The 15958-nt window shown below is 49.4% G+C and carries 17 protein-coding genes, 7 tRNA genes and 2 rRNA genes; 24 read left to right on the top strand and 2 right to left on the bottom strand.

Annotated elements, in window-relative coordinates:
* From KNQ09_RS11630 to KNQ09_RS11720, 19 genes are all read left to right on the top strand, one after another.
* Positions 1-84 (top strand): 23S ribosomal RNA (locus tag KNQ09_RS11630); the annotation flags it as partial.
* 47 nt (positions 85-131) lie between these two features.
* Positions 132-247, top strand: a 5S ribosomal RNA gene (gene rrf, locus KNQ09_RS11635).
* A gap of 11 nt (positions 248-258) precedes the next feature.
* Positions 259-333 (top strand) — tRNA-Asn (locus KNQ09_RS11640).
* Between the two features lie 2 nt (positions 334-335).
* A tRNA-Glu gene (locus KNQ09_RS11645) sits at positions 336-410 on the top strand.
* Between the two features lie 13 nt (positions 411-423).
* Positions 424-496 (top strand) — tRNA-Thr (locus KNQ09_RS11650).
* A gap of 37 nt (positions 497-533) precedes the next feature.
* Positions 534-617: transfer RNA gene (locus KNQ09_RS11655), tRNA-Tyr, on the top strand.
* A gap of 4 nt (positions 618-621) precedes the next feature.
* A tRNA-Lys gene (locus KNQ09_RS11660) sits at positions 622-694 on the top strand.
* A gap of 6 nt (positions 695-700) precedes the next feature.
* Positions 701-772: transfer RNA gene (locus KNQ09_RS11665), tRNA-Gly, on the top strand.
* A 9-nt stretch (positions 773-781) separates the two neighbouring features.
* Positions 782-857 (top strand) — tRNA-Ala (locus KNQ09_RS11670).
* 211 nt (positions 858-1068) lie between these two features.
* Positions 1069-1977 carry an arginase gene (gene rocF, locus KNQ09_RS11675; protein WP_029343103.1) on the top strand — a complete coding sequence of 303 codons (909 nt, stop codon included), beginning with the start codon at positions 1069-1071 and terminating at the stop codon, positions 1975-1977.
* A gap of 125 nt (positions 1978-2102) precedes the next feature.
* A complete protein-coding gene (gene sigW, locus KNQ09_RS11680; protein WP_023466660.1) occupies positions 2103-2666 on the top strand; it encodes an RNA polymerase sigma factor SigW in 564 nt (187 codons plus the stop codon).
* Between the two features lie 16 nt (positions 2667-2682).
* Positions 2683-3303: an anti-sigma factor gene (locus tag KNQ09_RS11685; protein ID WP_023466661.1), complete on the top strand. Its 621-nt coding sequence runs from the start codon at positions 2683-2685 to the stop codon at positions 3301-3303.
* A gap of 79 nt (positions 3304-3382) precedes the next feature.
* Positions 3383-4243 carry a diadenylate cyclase CdaA gene (cdaA, locus tag KNQ09_RS11690; RefSeq protein ID WP_050676886.1) on the top strand — a complete coding sequence of 287 codons (861 nt, stop codon included), beginning with the start codon at positions 3383-3385 and terminating at the stop codon, positions 4241-4243.
* Complete coding sequence (locus KNQ09_RS11695) at positions 4243-5529, top strand: CdaR family protein (RefSeq protein WP_064300434.1); 1287 nt, start codon at positions 4243-4245, stop codon at positions 5527-5529. The genes cdaA and KNQ09_RS11695 overlap by 1 nt, the downstream gene beginning before the upstream one ends.
* Positions 5530-5558: 29 nt before the next feature.
* Positions 5559-6914: a phosphoglucosamine mutase gene (gene glmM, locus KNQ09_RS11700; RefSeq protein WP_029343107.1), complete on the top strand. Its 1356-nt coding sequence runs from the start codon at positions 5559-5561 to the stop codon at positions 6912-6914.
* Positions 6915-7326: 412 nt separating this feature from the next.
* Positions 7327-9123: a glutamine--fructose-6-phosphate transaminase (isomerizing) gene (glmS, locus tag KNQ09_RS11705; RefSeq protein ID WP_064300436.1), complete on the top strand. Its 1797-nt coding sequence runs from the start codon at positions 7327-7329 to the stop codon at positions 9121-9123.
* 76 nt (positions 9124-9199) lie between these two features.
* The gene (locus tag KNQ09_RS11710; RefSeq protein WP_064300437.1) at positions 9200-9766 is read left to right on the top strand and encodes a hypothetical protein; all 567 of its coding nucleotides are present in this window, start codon (positions 9200-9202) and stop codon (positions 9764-9766) included.
* 23 nt (positions 9767-9789) lie between these two features.
* Positions 9790-10557, top strand: a complete 768-nt coding sequence (locus KNQ09_RS11715) for an alpha/beta hydrolase (RefSeq protein WP_064300438.1) — start codon at positions 9790-9792, stop codon at positions 10555-10557.
* Between the two features lie 38 nt (positions 10558-10595).
* Positions 10596-11195 carry a short chain dehydrogenase gene (locus KNQ09_RS11720; RefSeq protein ID WP_064300439.1) on the top strand — a complete coding sequence of 200 codons (600 nt, stop codon included), beginning with the start codon at positions 10596-10598 and terminating at the stop codon, positions 11193-11195.
* A gap of 37 nt (positions 11196-11232) precedes the next feature.
* Here KNQ09_RS11720 and KNQ09_RS11725 read toward each other — a convergent pair whose 3' ends face one another.
* Positions 11233-11406 (bottom strand): hypothetical protein, encoded by a 174-nt coding sequence (locus KNQ09_RS11725; RefSeq protein ID WP_156357224.1) that lies wholly within the window; start codon positions 11404-11406, stop codon positions 11233-11235.
* Positions 11407-11535: 129 nt separating this feature from the next.
* On the opposite strand from KNQ09_RS11725, the gene KNQ09_RS11730 reads away from it, so the two are divergent.
* The 4 genes from KNQ09_RS11730 to KNQ09_RS11745 all read left to right on the top strand — a co-directional run bounded on the left by KNQ09_RS11730 (position 11536) and on the right by KNQ09_RS11745 (position 14539).
* Positions 11536-12096, top strand: a complete 561-nt coding sequence (locus KNQ09_RS11730; protein ID WP_064300440.1) for an isochorismatase family protein — start codon at positions 11536-11538, stop codon at positions 12094-12096.
* Positions 12097-12109: 13 nt separating this feature from the next.
* Positions 12110-12592 carry a GNAT family N-acetyltransferase gene (locus KNQ09_RS11735; protein WP_064300441.1) on the top strand — a complete coding sequence of 161 codons (483 nt, stop codon included), beginning with the start codon at positions 12110-12112 and terminating at the stop codon, positions 12590-12592.
* Positions 12589-13482: a phosphotransferase family protein gene (locus KNQ09_RS11740; RefSeq protein WP_214858624.1), complete on the top strand. Its 894-nt coding sequence runs from the start codon at positions 12589-12591 to the stop codon at positions 13480-13482. Before KNQ09_RS11735 ends, KNQ09_RS11740 begins: the two co-directional genes overlap by 4 nt.
* Before the next feature lie 64 nt (positions 13483-13546).
* On the top strand, positions 13547-14539 hold the full coding sequence (locus KNQ09_RS11745; protein WP_214858626.1) for an NAD(P)/FAD-dependent oxidoreductase: 993 nt from the start codon (positions 13547-13549) through the stop codon (positions 14537-14539).
* A 51-nt stretch (positions 14540-14590) separates the two neighbouring features.
* Here the strand turns inward: KNQ09_RS11745 and KNQ09_RS11750 are convergent, their stop codons facing one another.
* Entirely contained in the window at positions 14591-14932 is a 342-nt protein-coding gene (locus KNQ09_RS11750) for a winged helix-turn-helix transcriptional regulator (RefSeq protein WP_483299314.1), read from the bottom strand.
* A gap of 122 nt (positions 14933-15054) precedes the next feature.
* Between KNQ09_RS11750 and KNQ09_RS11755 the strand changes: the two genes are divergently transcribed.
* Entirely contained in the window at positions 15055-15909 is an 855-nt protein-coding gene (locus KNQ09_RS11755) for an SDR family oxidoreductase (RefSeq protein WP_214858630.1), read from the top strand.
* Positions 15910-15958: the final 49 nt, after the last annotated feature.

Raw genomic sequence — 15958 nt, forward strand, 5'->3', positions numbered from 1 at the left:
GAGACGATGAGGTAGATAGGTCACGGGTGGAAGCATGGCGACATGTGGAGCTGAGTGATACTAATCGGTCGAGGCCTTGTTCTAGCAGATGCTTGTTGATGACTTCAGTTTTGAGGGCGCGAGCCCGATCGTCTGGTGACGATAGCCAAGTGGTCACACCCGTTCCCATGCCGAACACGGAAGTTAAGCACTTGAACGCCGAAAGTAGTTGGGGGCTTCCCCCTGTGAGGATAGGACGTTGCCAGGCATTTAATTTATTCCGCAATAGCTCAGTGGTAGAGCAACCGGCTGTTAACCGGTAGGTCGTAGGTTCAAATCCTACTTGCGGAGCCAATGGCCCGTTGGTCAAGCGGTTAAGACACCGCCCTTTCACGGCGGTAACACGGGTTCGAATCCCGTACGGGTCACCATTATACTTTTTGTGCCGGTGTAGCTCAGCTGGTAGAGCAACTGACTTGTAATCAGTAGGTCGCGGGTTCGACTCCTGTTGCCGGCACTGTTTTTCTCAATTGTATAAGTTTCCTAGACAAACTGGGGGGGTAGCGAAGTGGCTAAACGCGGCGGACTGTAAATCCGCTCCCTCGGGTTCGGCGGTTCGAATCCGCCCCCCCCCACCATGTCGAGCCATTAGCTCAGTTGGTAGAGCATCTGACTTTTAATCAGAGGGTCGCAGGTTCGAATCCTGCATGGCTCATTTCTTGCGGAAGTAGTTCAGTGGTAGAATACGACCTTGCCAAGGTCGGGGTCGCGGGTTCGAATCCCGTCTTCCGCTTTTTCTTTCGGGGCCTTAGCTCAGCTGGGAGAGCGCCTGCCTTGCACGCAGGAGGTCAGCGGTTCGATCCCGCTAGGCTCCACCAATTTTATTTAAAGATCTTAAGCGAGTTTCGTTCGTCTTAAGTTTTTTTTATATGAAATGCCAAGCATAACCAGAGTACGTACGCAAGAACACCGTGATTCCCTTCACGGTGTTTTTTTGTATATTCATGCGTTTTTTTGTTGAGTTGAACCACTTGTTTGTTACCGCTTACAATACATGTAGAAGTGACTATGACATAGGGGGAATATCGTATGAACATCGCGTATATCAGCGTACCGTACCGTTATGGACAAGGAAAGCCAGGCACTGAACATGGACCTGCAGCTGTCGAAAAAGCGGGTCTACTCGCGACACTCGAAGCACGGGGACAAGAAGCAGTACGCTACGGGGAAGCGGCTGTTTTATCCGAGGATGCAGTCCGGGAAGAAGATCCGAAGCTGAAACGTCTTGAAGGCGTCGTCCATACGACGAATGACTTGCATCTGATCGTTCGTGATGCGTTATCGGAGCAACGTTTTCCGTTATTAGTCGGTGGTGATCACAGCATGGCAATCGGAACGATTGCTGGGTTACGTCAGACTGTACCACGTCTTGGCGTCATCTGGTTCGATGCACACGGTGATTTGAATACACCGGAAACATCACCGTCTGGTAACATCCACGGTATGCCGCTCGCTGTAGCCCTTGGGGAAGGACATCAGCGTTTAACGGAAGTCGGAGGAACAGATGTCAAGCTGCAACCGGAACATCTCGTCTTCATCGGATTACGTGACGTTGATCCAGGCGAACAAGAGCTGATTGATCGTCTTGGTATTCGTGTCTATGATATGGAAGCGATCCGAACTCGGGGAATGGACGCGATCATGGAAGAAGCGATTGCCTATTTGAAGGAAACGACGGATGCGTTCTATCTTAGCTTTGATATGGATGGTCTCGACCCATCGCTCGTCGTCGGTACAGGAACACGTGTCGCCGATGGCATTTTCTTAGACGATGCGAAGACGGTGCTCAAGCATTGCGCAACGGCAGAAGACTTCATTGCAGCTGAATTCGTTGAAGTGAATCCGTTGCTTGAAGAAGGAAACGGAACAGCAGAACTTGCGAATGAACTGATCGGAGATCTACTTTTGGCAATGGAAACACATCGCTTAGTAAAATAATGGATAGAACTTGAACTCTTTTCATCGGGGTTCAAGTTTTTTTTGTTACAATTTAAAAGGAGATGAAACATTTATCGGTCGACTTCGTATAAGAGATTGACCGCATAGAGCGGGGGGTATTCAAAGTGGAAGAAACGACACTACGCTTAATTGAGCGAGTGAAACAGGGAGACCGTGATGCATTCGCGGCACTTGTTGATCTATATAAGGAAGGTGCCTTTCTTGTGGCTTTCCGTGTCTTGCGCGATCGAATGGAAGCGGAGGATGCGACACAGGAAGCCTTCATCCGTGTATTTACGAAAATTGATTCGTATAATGCACAATGGAAGTTCCGGACTTGGTTGTACCGAATCGTCACGAACGTATCGATTGACCGATTACGGAAAAAGAAACCTGATTATTCTCTTGATGCTGAGATGTCAGGTACTGAAGGACTGACATTGTATTCACAACTCGAGAGCAAGGACACCTTGCCGGAGGACCAAGTGGTCGATAACGAGCAACGAAACGAAGTCGGGGACGCGATTGCGGCTTTACCAGAAAAATACCGTGTCCCACTCGTCCTGAAATATGTAGAGGATCTTTCGCTAAAGGAAATCAGTGAAATGATCGAATTACCTGTCGCTACTGTCAAAACTAGAATTCATCGTGGACGAGAAGCGCTGAAGAAGCATTTTGCCAAACGATGAGAAGGAGGAACTCACCATGTCACGAGAGCATGTACATGAACGGATCCAGGATTATTTAGACCAAAACCAACCACCTGAGGAATTCGAGCGATTAGAAGCAGAGTTACGAGAAGTAGACGCGATGGACGAGTTCGAAGAGTATCGGCTCCTTGATGCTCGACTGCGTCAACTTCCAGCGCCTAAATTATCGGCAGATTTTACATCCCGCGTGCTGGCACAATTGCCTGAACAGGTGGAGACGCCAAGCGCTGCTTTGCTGCACCAACCGCAACCATCTCGTTTTGGAGGGAAGATGAAGCAGTACCCATTGCTCGCGGCAGCGGCTGTTTTCTTACTCTTGTCGGTCGGTAGCCTAGGTGGTTATATGGCACAAGAAGAACATGACTTATCCTATACGAATGCACCAGGTATCGTCGCTCAAAATGGCGAGGTCGTCGTCCCGAAAGGCGTCACGGTCGATCAAGATCTATATGTCGAAGGTGGGAACGTCCGAATCGAAGGGAAAGTCAATGGCGATGTCATGACCGTTGACGGGAAAGCTTACACGGCGAGTGCTGGTAGCGTGACCGGAGAAATCAAGGAAATTGATCAATTATTCGAACGCGTTTGGTACGGAATCAAGCGTCTATTTCAATAATCAGCTGGGACGAGTCGAACTCGTCCCTTTGTGCTATAATGGAAACTGTTTAAATCAGATGAGTTAGGGGGCACGGTTGGTGAATTACTTCAGCTGGCAACCACTTCAATTTCAATTGTTGAAACTGGGAGAAAACGTACATTGGTACGATTATATTAATGACGTGATTGATATTGCGGTCGTGACGTTCGTCATTTACCGTCTCATGATCATCGTCAAAGGAACAAAAGCAGTCCAGCTCATTAAAGGGATCTCGGTCATTTTGATCAGTTGGTTCTTGAGTGGCTTTTTTGGACTCAAAACATTGCAATTCTTATTGAATCAAATCATCACCTACGGGTTACTGGGGATTATCATTATCTTCCAACCCGAACTAAGGCGTGGACTGGAACACTTAGGACGAACGAGTAAATTCTTCTCACGTAGTGCCATCAGTGATGAAGATGAACAAGTTCGAATCGTCGATGCACTCGTATCGTCTGCTCAGTACATGTCAAAACGGCGTATCGGAGCACTCGTGACGATTGAACGCGAGACAGGACTGAGTGAATACGTGGAGACGGGCATTCCGCTCGGTTCACAAATCACGAGTCAGTTGTTGATCAACTTGTTCATTCCGAATACACCCTTACATGATGGTGCCGTCATCGTCCAGCAAGGCAAGTTAGCAGCAGCCGCTTGTTACTTACCGCTGTCTGAGAGTGCACATATCTCAAAAGAGCTTGGAACACGTCACCGCGCTGCCATCGGTGTCAGTGAGGTGACGGATAGCGTCACGCTCGTCGTCTCGGAAGAAACGGGTGGTGTCTCACTCGCTATCAATGGACGTCTGTACCGGGAACTCGACGAAGAATCCTTACGGACGAAGTTACTTGAGACGATCGTCAAGGCCGAACCGACGAATACTTCCTTCTTGAACTGGATGGGGGCGAAAAAATAATGTTCGAAAAGTGGTTCAATGAACGCTGGTTTTTACGCATCGTTGCCGTCGCCTTAGCCGTCATGTTGTATTTGATGGTCGCAGGTTCGAATACGACGGGAAAAAGTGATGCCGCTAGTCTATTACCGATCGCGGGACAAGGTTCGACGAAATTTGACGTGCCGGTCACGGTCCAGTATGATGAATCGCAGTGGGTCGCCTATAATATTCCAGATAGTATGGAAGTGACCGTCAAAGGGCCGTCGAGTAGCTTGACGATGCTCCGGCTCGTCCAAGATTTTGGATTATCGATTGATTTGAAAGGACTCGACCCTGGCTATCATCGTGTCCGTGTCACAGCAACTGGCTTCGGAAAAGATGTCGAGGTGACACCAAAACAGGAGACGATCGAAGTTTTCCTCGATAAGAAGATTACAAAGGAAGTACCGGTACAAGTCGCCTTACTCAATAAAAACAAAATCGCTGAAGGATATGTCGCTGGGGAAGCGCAGCCGAACCAACAAACTGTTGAAGTCACGGGAGGCGCAGAGAAGTTACAGGCGATTTCAGCGATCCAAGTACCGATCGATGTGACCGGTCGGGCAGAGACGTTCAAAGAGACGTTCAATGCTAAAGCGACTGACACGAACGGGAATACGATCAGTGCATCTTATCAACCGGAACAATTAGAAATCACAGTACCGATCTATAAGGAAAGTAAGACGGTACCGATTAATGTGAAGACAAAAGACAACGTCAAAAAAGGGTATACCGTCGTCAAGATCGTTCCCGTCACGACGGAAGCTCGTCTATATGGAACAAAAGAAGAATTAGAGCGCATCGGTTCCGTCGATACGGAAGCGGTCTCGCTCAAAGGATTGACGAAGACGACGGAAAAAACCGTCAAACTCGTCGAACCGGAAAACGCGACGGCGATGGATCCGACACAGGTCACCGTCAATATCGTCGTCGAAAAAGAAAATGCCAATTCGACGACAGAAACCGTCGAGGATCGAGCGGAGAAAACGATTCCGGGTGTGACGGTCACGTTGAATGGATTCGATGAATCAAAGTATACGATTGATTATAATCAAACGATTGATGTCGTCGTCCGTGGGAAAGAATCTGATTTAGCATCGATTGATGCGACGGATATCAAAGCGGTCATCGACGTGACAGGATTAAAAGAAGGAACGCATGGATTGCCGATCTCGTATCAGACATCAAAAGCCTTTGATGTCCTACGTCCGGATAATATGGATGTCACATTAAAAGCGATTCCCCGGACATCGATTCCGACCAATTAAAACAAATTAGTGAAATGAGGAAATAACACATGGGTAAGTATTTTGGAACTGACGGCGTACGCGGCGTCGCAAACGTAGAATTGACACCGGAACTTGCGTATCGCCTCGGTCGAACAGGTGGTTACGTGTTGACGAAACACGAAAGCACACGACCAAAAGTCTTGATTGGACGCGATACACGTGTATCTGGTCAAATGCTTGAGAATGCACTTATCGCGGGTCTGTTATCAATCGGTGCAGAAGTCATGCGTCTTGGTGTCATCTCGACACCAGGTGTTGCATACCTGACAAAAACGATGGATGCGACAGCTGGAGTCATGATCTCTGCATCGCACAATCCAGTGGAAGATAACGGAATCAAGTTCTTCGGTTCAGACGGCTTTAAGCTCGATGATGCAACAGAACTTGAAATCGAAGCATTGCTCGATGAAGCAGAAGATACATTGCCACGCCCAGCCGGAAAAGAACTCGGCTTCGTTCATGATTACTATGAAGGGGCTCAGAAATATCTCCACATGCTTCGTCAGACATCGGATGAAGATTTCTCAGGTATCCATGTCGCGATCGACGGTGCACATGGGGCGACTTCAAGCCTTGCGCCACGTCTATTCGGTGACTTGGAAGCGGAAGTATCGACGATCGGTACAACTCCGAACGGACTCAACATCAATGATGGTGTCGGTTCGACACACCCAGAACATCTCGCTGCCTTCGTTAAGGAAAAAGGCGCAGATGTTGGTTTGTCGTTTGATGGAGACGGCGACCGCTTGATCGCAGTCGATGAGAACGGTGATATCGTCGATGGCGATAAAATCATGTTCATCTGCGGGAAATACTTGAACGAACTCGGTCGTCTGAAAGACAACACGATCGTTGCGACTGTCATGAGTAACCTCGGTTTCCATAAAACCGTCGAAGAAAACGGGATGACGGCGCTGCAGACAGCGGTCGGTGACCGTTATGTCGTCGAAGAGATGCGTAAAAACGACTACACACTCGGTGGCGAACAGTCTGGTCATATCATCTTCATGGATTACTCAACGACAGGAGACGGCATGTTGTCAGGCGTCCAGTTGTTGCAAATCATGAAGGCGACAGGGAAGAAGTTATCGGAACTCGCAGCTGAGATGCCGATCTTCCCACAACGTCTCGTCAACATCCGTGTTTCCGACAAAAATGGCGCAATGAGCGGTCCTGCCGTGCAAGCGATCATTGCTGAAGTCGAAGCAGAGATGGCGGGGAACGGACGGATCCTCGTTCGTGCGTCAGGAACAGAACCACTCGTTCGTGTCATGGCAGAAGCTCCGACACAAGAAGCATGTGATGCATACGTCGAGCGGATCGCGAACGTCGTTCGTGAGAACTACGCGTTACAAGAAAACTAAGCAGCCCGAAGCAGAGCGATTGCTCTGCTTCTTTTTTTACAATTATTTTAGAAAAACAGCTTGAGATTTTTACAAAATATAGGGATTATACGTATTGATTAGAAAAATATCGGGAATAGTTACAAATACGTTACCTTTCTTGCTTTTTCAGATTAAAGTTCGTATGATGGTGAAGTCGGACAGAAACGGGGTCAGACGGAAACAAGAAGCGCCAGGGCTTTCTTCGTAGGATGAAAGCTGACGAGGTGGAGGTTTATCGAATCATTCGGCGGATGCCTCCCGGTACCAGATCCATACCGTAAATCGTTCTGAAATCGTTCAAGTGATTGGACGGACAAACAGACCGATCGGGATCCTCTCAACAAGAGCCGTTTCCTCTTTAGGGAAATACTTGTAAATGGAGAGATGTAACATGTGCGGAATCGTAGGTATGATCGGACAGGTCAACACGAAGGAAATTTTATTAAAAGGTCTCGAGAAGCTCGAGTACCGCGGCTATGACTCGGCAGGTCTTGCGTTCGTCAACGACGGCGTCCAAGTCCATAAAGAAGTAGGCCGGATTGCTGCGCTACGCGAAGTCGTTCCTGCTGATGCAGACGGCACAGTCGGAATCGGACACACACGCTGGGCAACACACGGTGTCCCAAGCGTACCAAACGCGCACCCGCACCAAAGTGCGTCAGCACGTTTCACACTCGTGCACAACGGCGTCATTGAAAACGATGAGCAGCTAAAAGCAGAATTGAATGTCGATCTCCTCAGCGACACGGATACAGAAGTCATCGTTCAGATGATCGAAAAGAACTTCAACGAGACAGGTGACGTTGCGGAAGCATTCCGTCAAACACTCCGTGTCTTGCACGGTTCGTATGCCCTCGCATTGATCGATGCTGAAAATCCAGACGTCTTATACGTCGCAAAAAACAAATCACCACTTCTCGTTGGTCTCGGTGACGGTACGTTCAACGTCGTCGCGTCAGACGCAATGGCAATGTTACAAGTAACGGATCAATTCATCGAGTTGCATGATGGCGAGATGATCATCTTGACGCGTGATAGCGTCACGATCCAAGATCTCGATGGGAACGTCCAAGAGCGTGAAGCGTACACGGCTGAAATCGATGCATCAGACATCGAAAAAGGAACGTACGCGCACTACATGCTCAAAGAGATGGATGAGCAACCAGCGGTCATTCGTAACATCGTTCAAAAATATCAAAACGAAGCAGGCGACATCACACTCGACCAATCGGTCCGTGATCTCGTACTCGGTCGTGACCGTGTCTATATCATCGGTTGTGGAACAAGCTACCATGCTGGTTTGATCGGAAAACAGTTGATCGAACAAATCGCAGGCATCCCGACAGAAGTTCACATCTCTTCTGAGTTCGGATACAACATGCCATTATTGACAGAGAAACCGCTCTTCCTCTTCCTTTCACAATCAGGTGAAACAGCGGATAGCCGTGCCGTTCTCGTCGAAGCGAAGAAACTCGGTCACCCGGCACTGACGATCACGAACGTTCCAGGATCAACATTGTCACGTGAAGCAAACGCAACATTGCTGCTCCACGCGGGTCCAGAAATCGCTGTTGCTTCAACAAAAGCGTATACAGCTCAAATCGCTGTTCTTGCTGTCCTTGCGTTTGACCTTGCTCAAGCAAAAGGAGTTGCCGTCAACTTCGATCTCATGAAGGAACTCGGTAAAATCTCAAGTGCGATGGAATCAGTCATGTCTCAAAAAGATCGTTTCCAAGAAATCGCGACAGAATACTTGTCTGAGTCACGTAACGCGTTCTTCATCGGTCGTGGACAAGATGCATATGTCGGGATGGAAGGTGCATTAAAACTTAAAGAGATCTCGTATATCCAAGCAGAAGGATACGCGGGTGGAGAGCTCAAGCACGGTCCGATCGCTTTGATCGAAGACAACACACCGGTCATCGCGCTCGTGACACAACCACACGTTCACCTCAACAACCGTGGGAACGTCAAGGAAGTCGTCGCACGTGGTGCCAATGCGTGTGTCATCGCAGCAGAAGGTCTTGAATTGCCGACAGACGCATTCGTCATCCCAGCAGTCGAGCCACTCTTGTCACCGCTCTTGTCTGTCTTGCCACTTCAATTGATCTCATACTACGCGGCACTCGGTCGCGACTGTGACGTCGATAAGCCACGTAACTTGGCGAAGTCGGTAACGGTTGAATAAGGAAACAAATCGACTCCAAATGACAGGCGTGTAAGCGTCTGCCGTTTGGAGTTTTTTATATTAGGAGGAGAACGAGATGAACCGCTGGATCACCGCATTTCCTAAACGATATGAACAGGACGTTCGGGTCGTTAAAGCGTGTTTACCATTTGCATGGACACGCTTATCACCAGGAACAATCAAAGTGAAAGTAGAGCAGGAACACATACAGATTCCGATGCGTTTATACGTGTCAGAAATCGACTCGGAGCGGATCGAGGAACTGACGTCGACACAACAGACGATGTTATATTGTCTCTACACCCGTCACCATGATGGTCATGTTCGTGAGCGTTATCTTCAGCAGTTACTTAAAAACCATCCACACGACGGATGGGTCCTCGCCTATATCATCGAACTTGCTAGTGAATACGTCCGTGACATCGTCGACATCATCGTACCCGCAATCGAGCAATGGGATCCGGAAGTGAAGCGGCGGTTCGTCGAGGATGATCCGGCATACATGAAGCGAATCGAAGACCGGATGATCAGTTACTGGAATGCTTATTATCGGTCAAGTGGCGAACGACGATCCGAAGCGGACTACCCAGGCTTTCGGATTATAGAATCGTTACGGGAGGATGCTTCGGTAGAGGAAGTGTGAAGAGATGAAAAGGAGGGGCGCACTTGATTACGAAATCAAAGGATCTGTACTTAGAAGGACCTGGACCTGCTGTTTTGTTGTTACATAGTTTTACGGGAAGTGCGAATGAGATGCGGGGACTCGCTCGTTTTTTACATACAGCCGGCTATACCTGTTACGCGCCCAATTACGCCGGGCACGGGGAATCGCCGGAGCGCTTGTTTGCGACGACAATCGAAGACGTCTGGCAGTCCGCGCAAGCCGGACTTGCGTTTTTACAAGATCGAGGACACAACGACATCTTTTTGATCGGACAATCACTCGGTGGAGTGATGGCACTTCGATTAGCAGAACAGTCAGGATGTGCCGGACTCGTCTTACTCTCAACGCCGATTCTTGAGCGGACGATTGCGGGACTCGAGCACCGCGTCCGTCGGTATACAGAACGGTATTTTCAGTTTGACGATCGTTCACCGGAGTGGATCGTAGACTTTGTCGACCGTCATTTTCCACGTCCGGAAAAAGACTTACGAGCACTGCAACAGTTCATCCTCGACACGGGAGTCGTCTTGCCGAAGATCACGCAACCCATCGCTCTATTCCTTGGCGCCTTAGATGATGCCGTCTATCATGCAAGTCTCGAGCGAATCGAAACGACAGTGCCGAGCCGAGATCAGAAAAAGGTCCTTCTTCCGAACAGTAAACATCTACTGACACTCGATCGGGATAAACAACGTTTGTTCGAAGAAATCCTTATCTTCTTGAAGACGCATCCGGTAGATTCCTTGAAACCATCATCTGCTGTGCAGTAGGCTAGATAAGTAAGCTAGACGTGAAAGGGGAAGGGATCATGCGAATTTTAGTAGTAGGAGCAAGCGGAACGATTGGGCAGGCAGTCGTCGAACGGTTGAGTGGGCGACATGACATCATTCGTGCCGGGCGAAGTGGAGCGGATGTACAAGTCGATATTACGTCAGAGGCAAGTATTCGAGCGATGTATGAAACAGTCGGTTCTGTTGATGCCGTCATCAGTGCCACAGGTGGCGCTCATTTTGGTCCATTGACGGACTTAACACCGGAGCTTAATCAAATCGGAATCGACAGTAAACTAAAAGGTCAGGTCAATCTCGTCCTACTTGGTTTAGGGTCAGTACGAGACGGGGGAAGCTTTACGCTGACGACTGGCATCATGATGGATGATCCGATTCGCCAAGGCGCATCTGCTGCGCTTGCGAACGGTGGAGTCAAAGCGTTCGTTCATGCAGCAGCGATCGAGATGCCACGAGGCATTCGAATCAATAGCGTCAGTCCGAACGTACTGATCGAGTCGCTCGAGAAGTACGGACCCTTCTTCCGTGGTTTTGAAGCCGTTCCGGCGTCACGTGTCGCGACGGCGTTCGAAAAGAGTGTCGAAGGGGCGCAGACGGGGCAAAATTACGAAGTCTATTAACTAAAAAAGCAGATAGCGAAAATCGCTATCTGCTTTTTTAGAATCCGGATATGACATAACGTTCGATTCCGAATAGTAATAGAGTGATTCCGAGACAAATGAGTAAGTTGCGTACGAACCAACGACCAGTCATCGTCCGGTTCATGATCAGTTTCTCCAGTGTCAGATTGACGAGAAGCACACATAAGAAGATGACGCCAAACCAAATCATCCAGACACATCCTTTCCTTCTTCTTAACGAATCCAACAGCTAAAAAGTTTCACGTCCGTCAGGAGCAGGAAATCATTCAGAAGAACGGGAAGGAAACAAGTAGTCGATTTTACAAGGAGGAGCATGACGATGAAACAAGCGGTCCTAGTGATTGATTTTCAACAGGAACTCGTCGACGGGAACACGGAAGAACGTCCGGTATACTTAAAAGAACAAGTCGCGCATGTCATCGAAGCAGTCGTACTTGAAGCAGACGAACGGAACATCCCGATCGTCTTCATTCGGGATCTGGACGTCGCTGGCGGAACAGGACCTGGGTTTGCAGTTCATGACTCGATTCCCGTTCCAGCGTCCAGTGTCACGTTCGATAAAGCGGCGACGAATTCGTTTCATGGCACCCCCTTGCTTGATTATCTAGGCCAAGCATCGATTGAACATCTGATCGTCTTAGGCTGTAAGACGGAACACTGCATCGATACTGCGGTGCGCAGTGCAACGGTGCATGGTTTTGATGTCACACTCGTCGCCGACGGGCATACGACGAACGGGTCCGATGTCCTGACGCCGGAGCAAATGATCGCCCACCACAATCAAGTCTTGCACGGTCATTATAACGTCGAACATTTTGCGATTGTTCGTCCGTCGACGGAAGATGTCTTCACCCCAACCCACAATGACTACCGGACATGAAGAGGAGAATAAGATGATTGAATTACGAAAAATAACAGCGTCCGATTACGATCGCTACGCGACGCTCGTCCAAGATGAACGTGTCATGCGTTACATCACGGAGCAGGCATTAACAGATACGGAAACGAAACAGCGCTTTGACCGAATCCTTGAGCAACAACAGCACGACCGACTAGGATCGTATCTGATTTATGCCGAAGAGACATGGATTGGAATCGGGCACATGACCCGGAATCAAACGCAACCGTTCGAAGCAGAGCTCGGTTACATGCTACTACCCGATCAGTGGGGACGCGGATACGGCACAGCCATTGCAGAGCGTCTCTTACAGTTAGCGACAGAAGAAGAGTTACAGGTCGTCACGGCGACGATTGATCCAGCACATGAAGCGTCGCGCCGTATTTTGATCGGATTAGGTTTTGAATCGACCTATGTTGGACCGATTGACGGTCTACCAGGTGAAACGCTACAGAAAATATTGGGGACGACAGAATGACGCGAGACGAATGGATTGAACATTTTCAACTCGATGTCGCAGCATGCGCGACTGTCGACGAATCGTATAGTTCTGAAGTCGATCGTCTCGTCCTAACGGATGGTCAGGTCGTTTTCTTGAAGCGCCCGTATACGGCTGAAAAGTGGTACCGGGAACGTGGCTGGATTCATGCACTAGAAGGATCTGTACCCGTGCCGCACATCTTAGCTGAAGCAGCTCCCGGGCAGACGACAGGGGCGTTCGTACTTGCTGCCTTAGCGGGACAGGCACCGATCACGATGACTAAAAAATTGGCGTACGAAATTGGTCGAACGCTCACAATGCTGCATACGTGTACAGGAGAAGCTTACGGCGAGTATACGGAAGATGGATTTTATGCCTATCCGGTTCAGGACTGGCGACGCTTCCGGAATGAAAAACTCGAGGGGTTCATGCCGTTCATCACATCCGAACTTGATCCCGTTTTTTTAGAGAACATCCAAACAGAGTTAGTCAGACGAGAACAGTCGTTACCGGAGCCTTCACGTCCTGTTGCCACACATTGTGACTTCCGCCTAGCAAATTTACTGACGGTAGGTGATCAAGTCACAGGGGTGATCGATTTCGAGACGACCCGCTACGGGGCCGTCGAGATGGACTTCACGAAGATCGTCCGTAATCTCAATACGTTCGGTTCCGCTTACGTCACGGCATTTCAAGAAGGATACGCGACGTTACATCCAGACGTGCCAATCGAGACGTATCTAGCATACTATCGTTTGTGGGAAGCACTCACGGCCGTCGGGTGGTGCATCAAACGTGGACTAGAAGAGCACCGGGTGTTCTTTGAGGAGAACATCATGCTCATCGAGCAGGAATTACAGATGACGAGCATATCGGACGGGTATTGATTCACCCATGTCTTGGAAGAAACCTCTATACTTAGGGAAATGAGGAATATGAGGGGGAAGCGAGATGACAGGGAAACGAATCGGAATCATCGGTGGTGGACTCGCCGGAATCTTTGCGGCACGCCAATTGCAGGCAGCAGGACATGCTGTTGAAATCATCGAAAAAAGCCAGAGCGTCGGGGGGCGAATGGCAACTCGTCGGATTGATGAAGGAACAGCGGATCATGGTGCCGTCTTCTTCACGGTTCGGACGGAAGAGTTGGAACGCGAAGTCGACGAATGGCTTGAGAAGGGATGGGTTCGTAAGTGGTTCGGAACGGATTTTCCACGCTATGTCGCAACGAATGGCATGAATCAACTCGTACAAGCGATTGGTCGAGGGATTCCCGTCCAGTTGAATGAACAGGTCACGCATATTACGGCAACAGAGGACGAACTCGTCACACAAGCGACGGATCATCAAGGTACGTATGATGCGTTACTCGTGACGGCGCCTGTGCCGCAAGCATATGAACTGTTGCAGTCTTCTGATCTGGCGCTCGGAGAGGACGATCATGAGCAGTTGCGCCAAGTGACGTTCGAGCCGACATTCGTGGGTCTGTTTGAAATCAAAGAGCGACTGACGATCGGGGAAGTCGGCCTACAAGACGAACAACTCATCGATGGGATGTTAAAACTCGTCAATAATGCCGAGAAGCAGATTTCGAAGACGACACTCTTGAGCGTCTATATGACAGCTCGCTTCAGTGAAGACTGGTACGAGCGTCCGGAAGAAGAGACACTCGCTGAAGTCGAGCGGCTGTTACAACAGCAACTCGGACCGGTGACGATTGTTTCGCGTCAGCTCAAACGTTGGCGTTACGCTCAGGCACGCGCGGTTTACCGGACACCGCATTTGAAACTAGCGGCACATCCGCTCTGGCTTGCCGGGGATGCGTTCCTTGAAGCCGATGATGCGTCAGGGCGGACGCGCGTCGAGAGTGCTGTTATTTCCGGATTACGCGTCGCAGAGGCGATTGATACCCACTTACGTCAGACGGTGACAGCGACGGAATGAACGACAACATGCACTTCTTTTCTGAATCGAGAAGAAGCGCATGTTTTTTTGTTACTCATGATCATTCCCCTGGAAGTGTTGCTCACTCCAGGCTGCCATTTGGTCAAGAATCGGTAAAAAACTATGTCCGGCATCCGTCAGGGAATACTCAACGCGAGGAGGAACTTCGCCAAAGACGTGTCGTTGAATCAAACCATCCGCCTCGAGCTCGCGAAGCTGACGCGTTAATGTTCCTTTAGAGATGCCTGTTAATTGTTGCAGTTCATGAAAACGATGCGTCCCGTGTGTCAGGTGCCAGAGCAAGATGATTTTCCATTTGCCAGCGACCATCTGTTGGACCCGAGTGACTGGACAAGCCGTCCGTTGATTAGTCGTTGAATCGAATACAGTCACGTTCATCCTCTCCCATTGGTTCGTTTTGAGGGACCTAGTTTCAGATAAGTGCCTACTTTTTTTAGTGTATCACCTGGCGTATCATGAAGAACAACATCAAACTTCAAAGGAGTGGTTTCATCATGAAATGGTTAATTACAGGAGCAACCGGAAAATTAGGTGCGCGCATCGTGCAACATCTCAGTGAACAAGTCGGTAACGAACAGGTAGCGGTTAGTGTCCGTGACGTTGAAAAAGCAGCGTCGCTTGCAGCGCAAGGAATCGACGTCCGGCATGGTGATTTCGATCAGCCGGAAACACTCGGACACGCGTTTCAAGGTATCGATCGTCTGCTGATCATCTCGACGGACGGTGAAGAAGCAACACGGATTCGGCAACATCAAGCCGCTGTCACGGCAGCACAAGCGGCAGGCGTCAAGCTGATCGGCTATACGAGTATCGCCAATGCGGCACACAGTACGAACGGACTTGCGCGAACACATCGGGTCACAGAAGAAGCGATTCAAGCGACAGGTATCCCGTATGTCTTTTTCCGCAACAACTGGTATCTCGAAAATGAACTCGGAACGATGGATGCCGTTTCACAAGGCGCAGACTGGTTAACGGCAGCAGGTGAAGGCAAAGTCGGATGGGCGTTACAAGATGAGTATGCGCAGGCGATTGCGACGGGGCTGACGCTTGAACATCCAAAAGCGATCTATGAACTCTCTGGACCATTGCATACACAAGCAGAACTCGCGACTGCAGTCGGAACAGTGCTTAACCGATCGGTCGCTGTAGATGAAGTAGATGGCGCGACCTATGGCGAGCGGATGCAAGCAGCTGGCTTACCTGACTTCTTGATTCCAATGTTGACGGGTATCCAGGCAGATATCGCAGCCGGAACTCTGGCAGTGGAAAGTACTGATTTTAAAGAATTACTCGGTCGTCCTGTGACGACGCTAGAAGAGGGAGTCCGTCTCCTTTTGAAAAGATAAGTTCATCTGAACGTTTTTAGGATGAACGAGTAGGGTAAACCCCTTTTAG

The sequence above is a fragment of the Exiguobacterium sp. s191 genome (assembly GCF_018618955.1).
In the GTDB taxonomy this organism is placed as follows: domain Bacteria; phylum Bacillota; class Bacilli; order Exiguobacteriales; family Exiguobacteriaceae; genus Exiguobacterium_A; species Exiguobacterium_A abrahamii.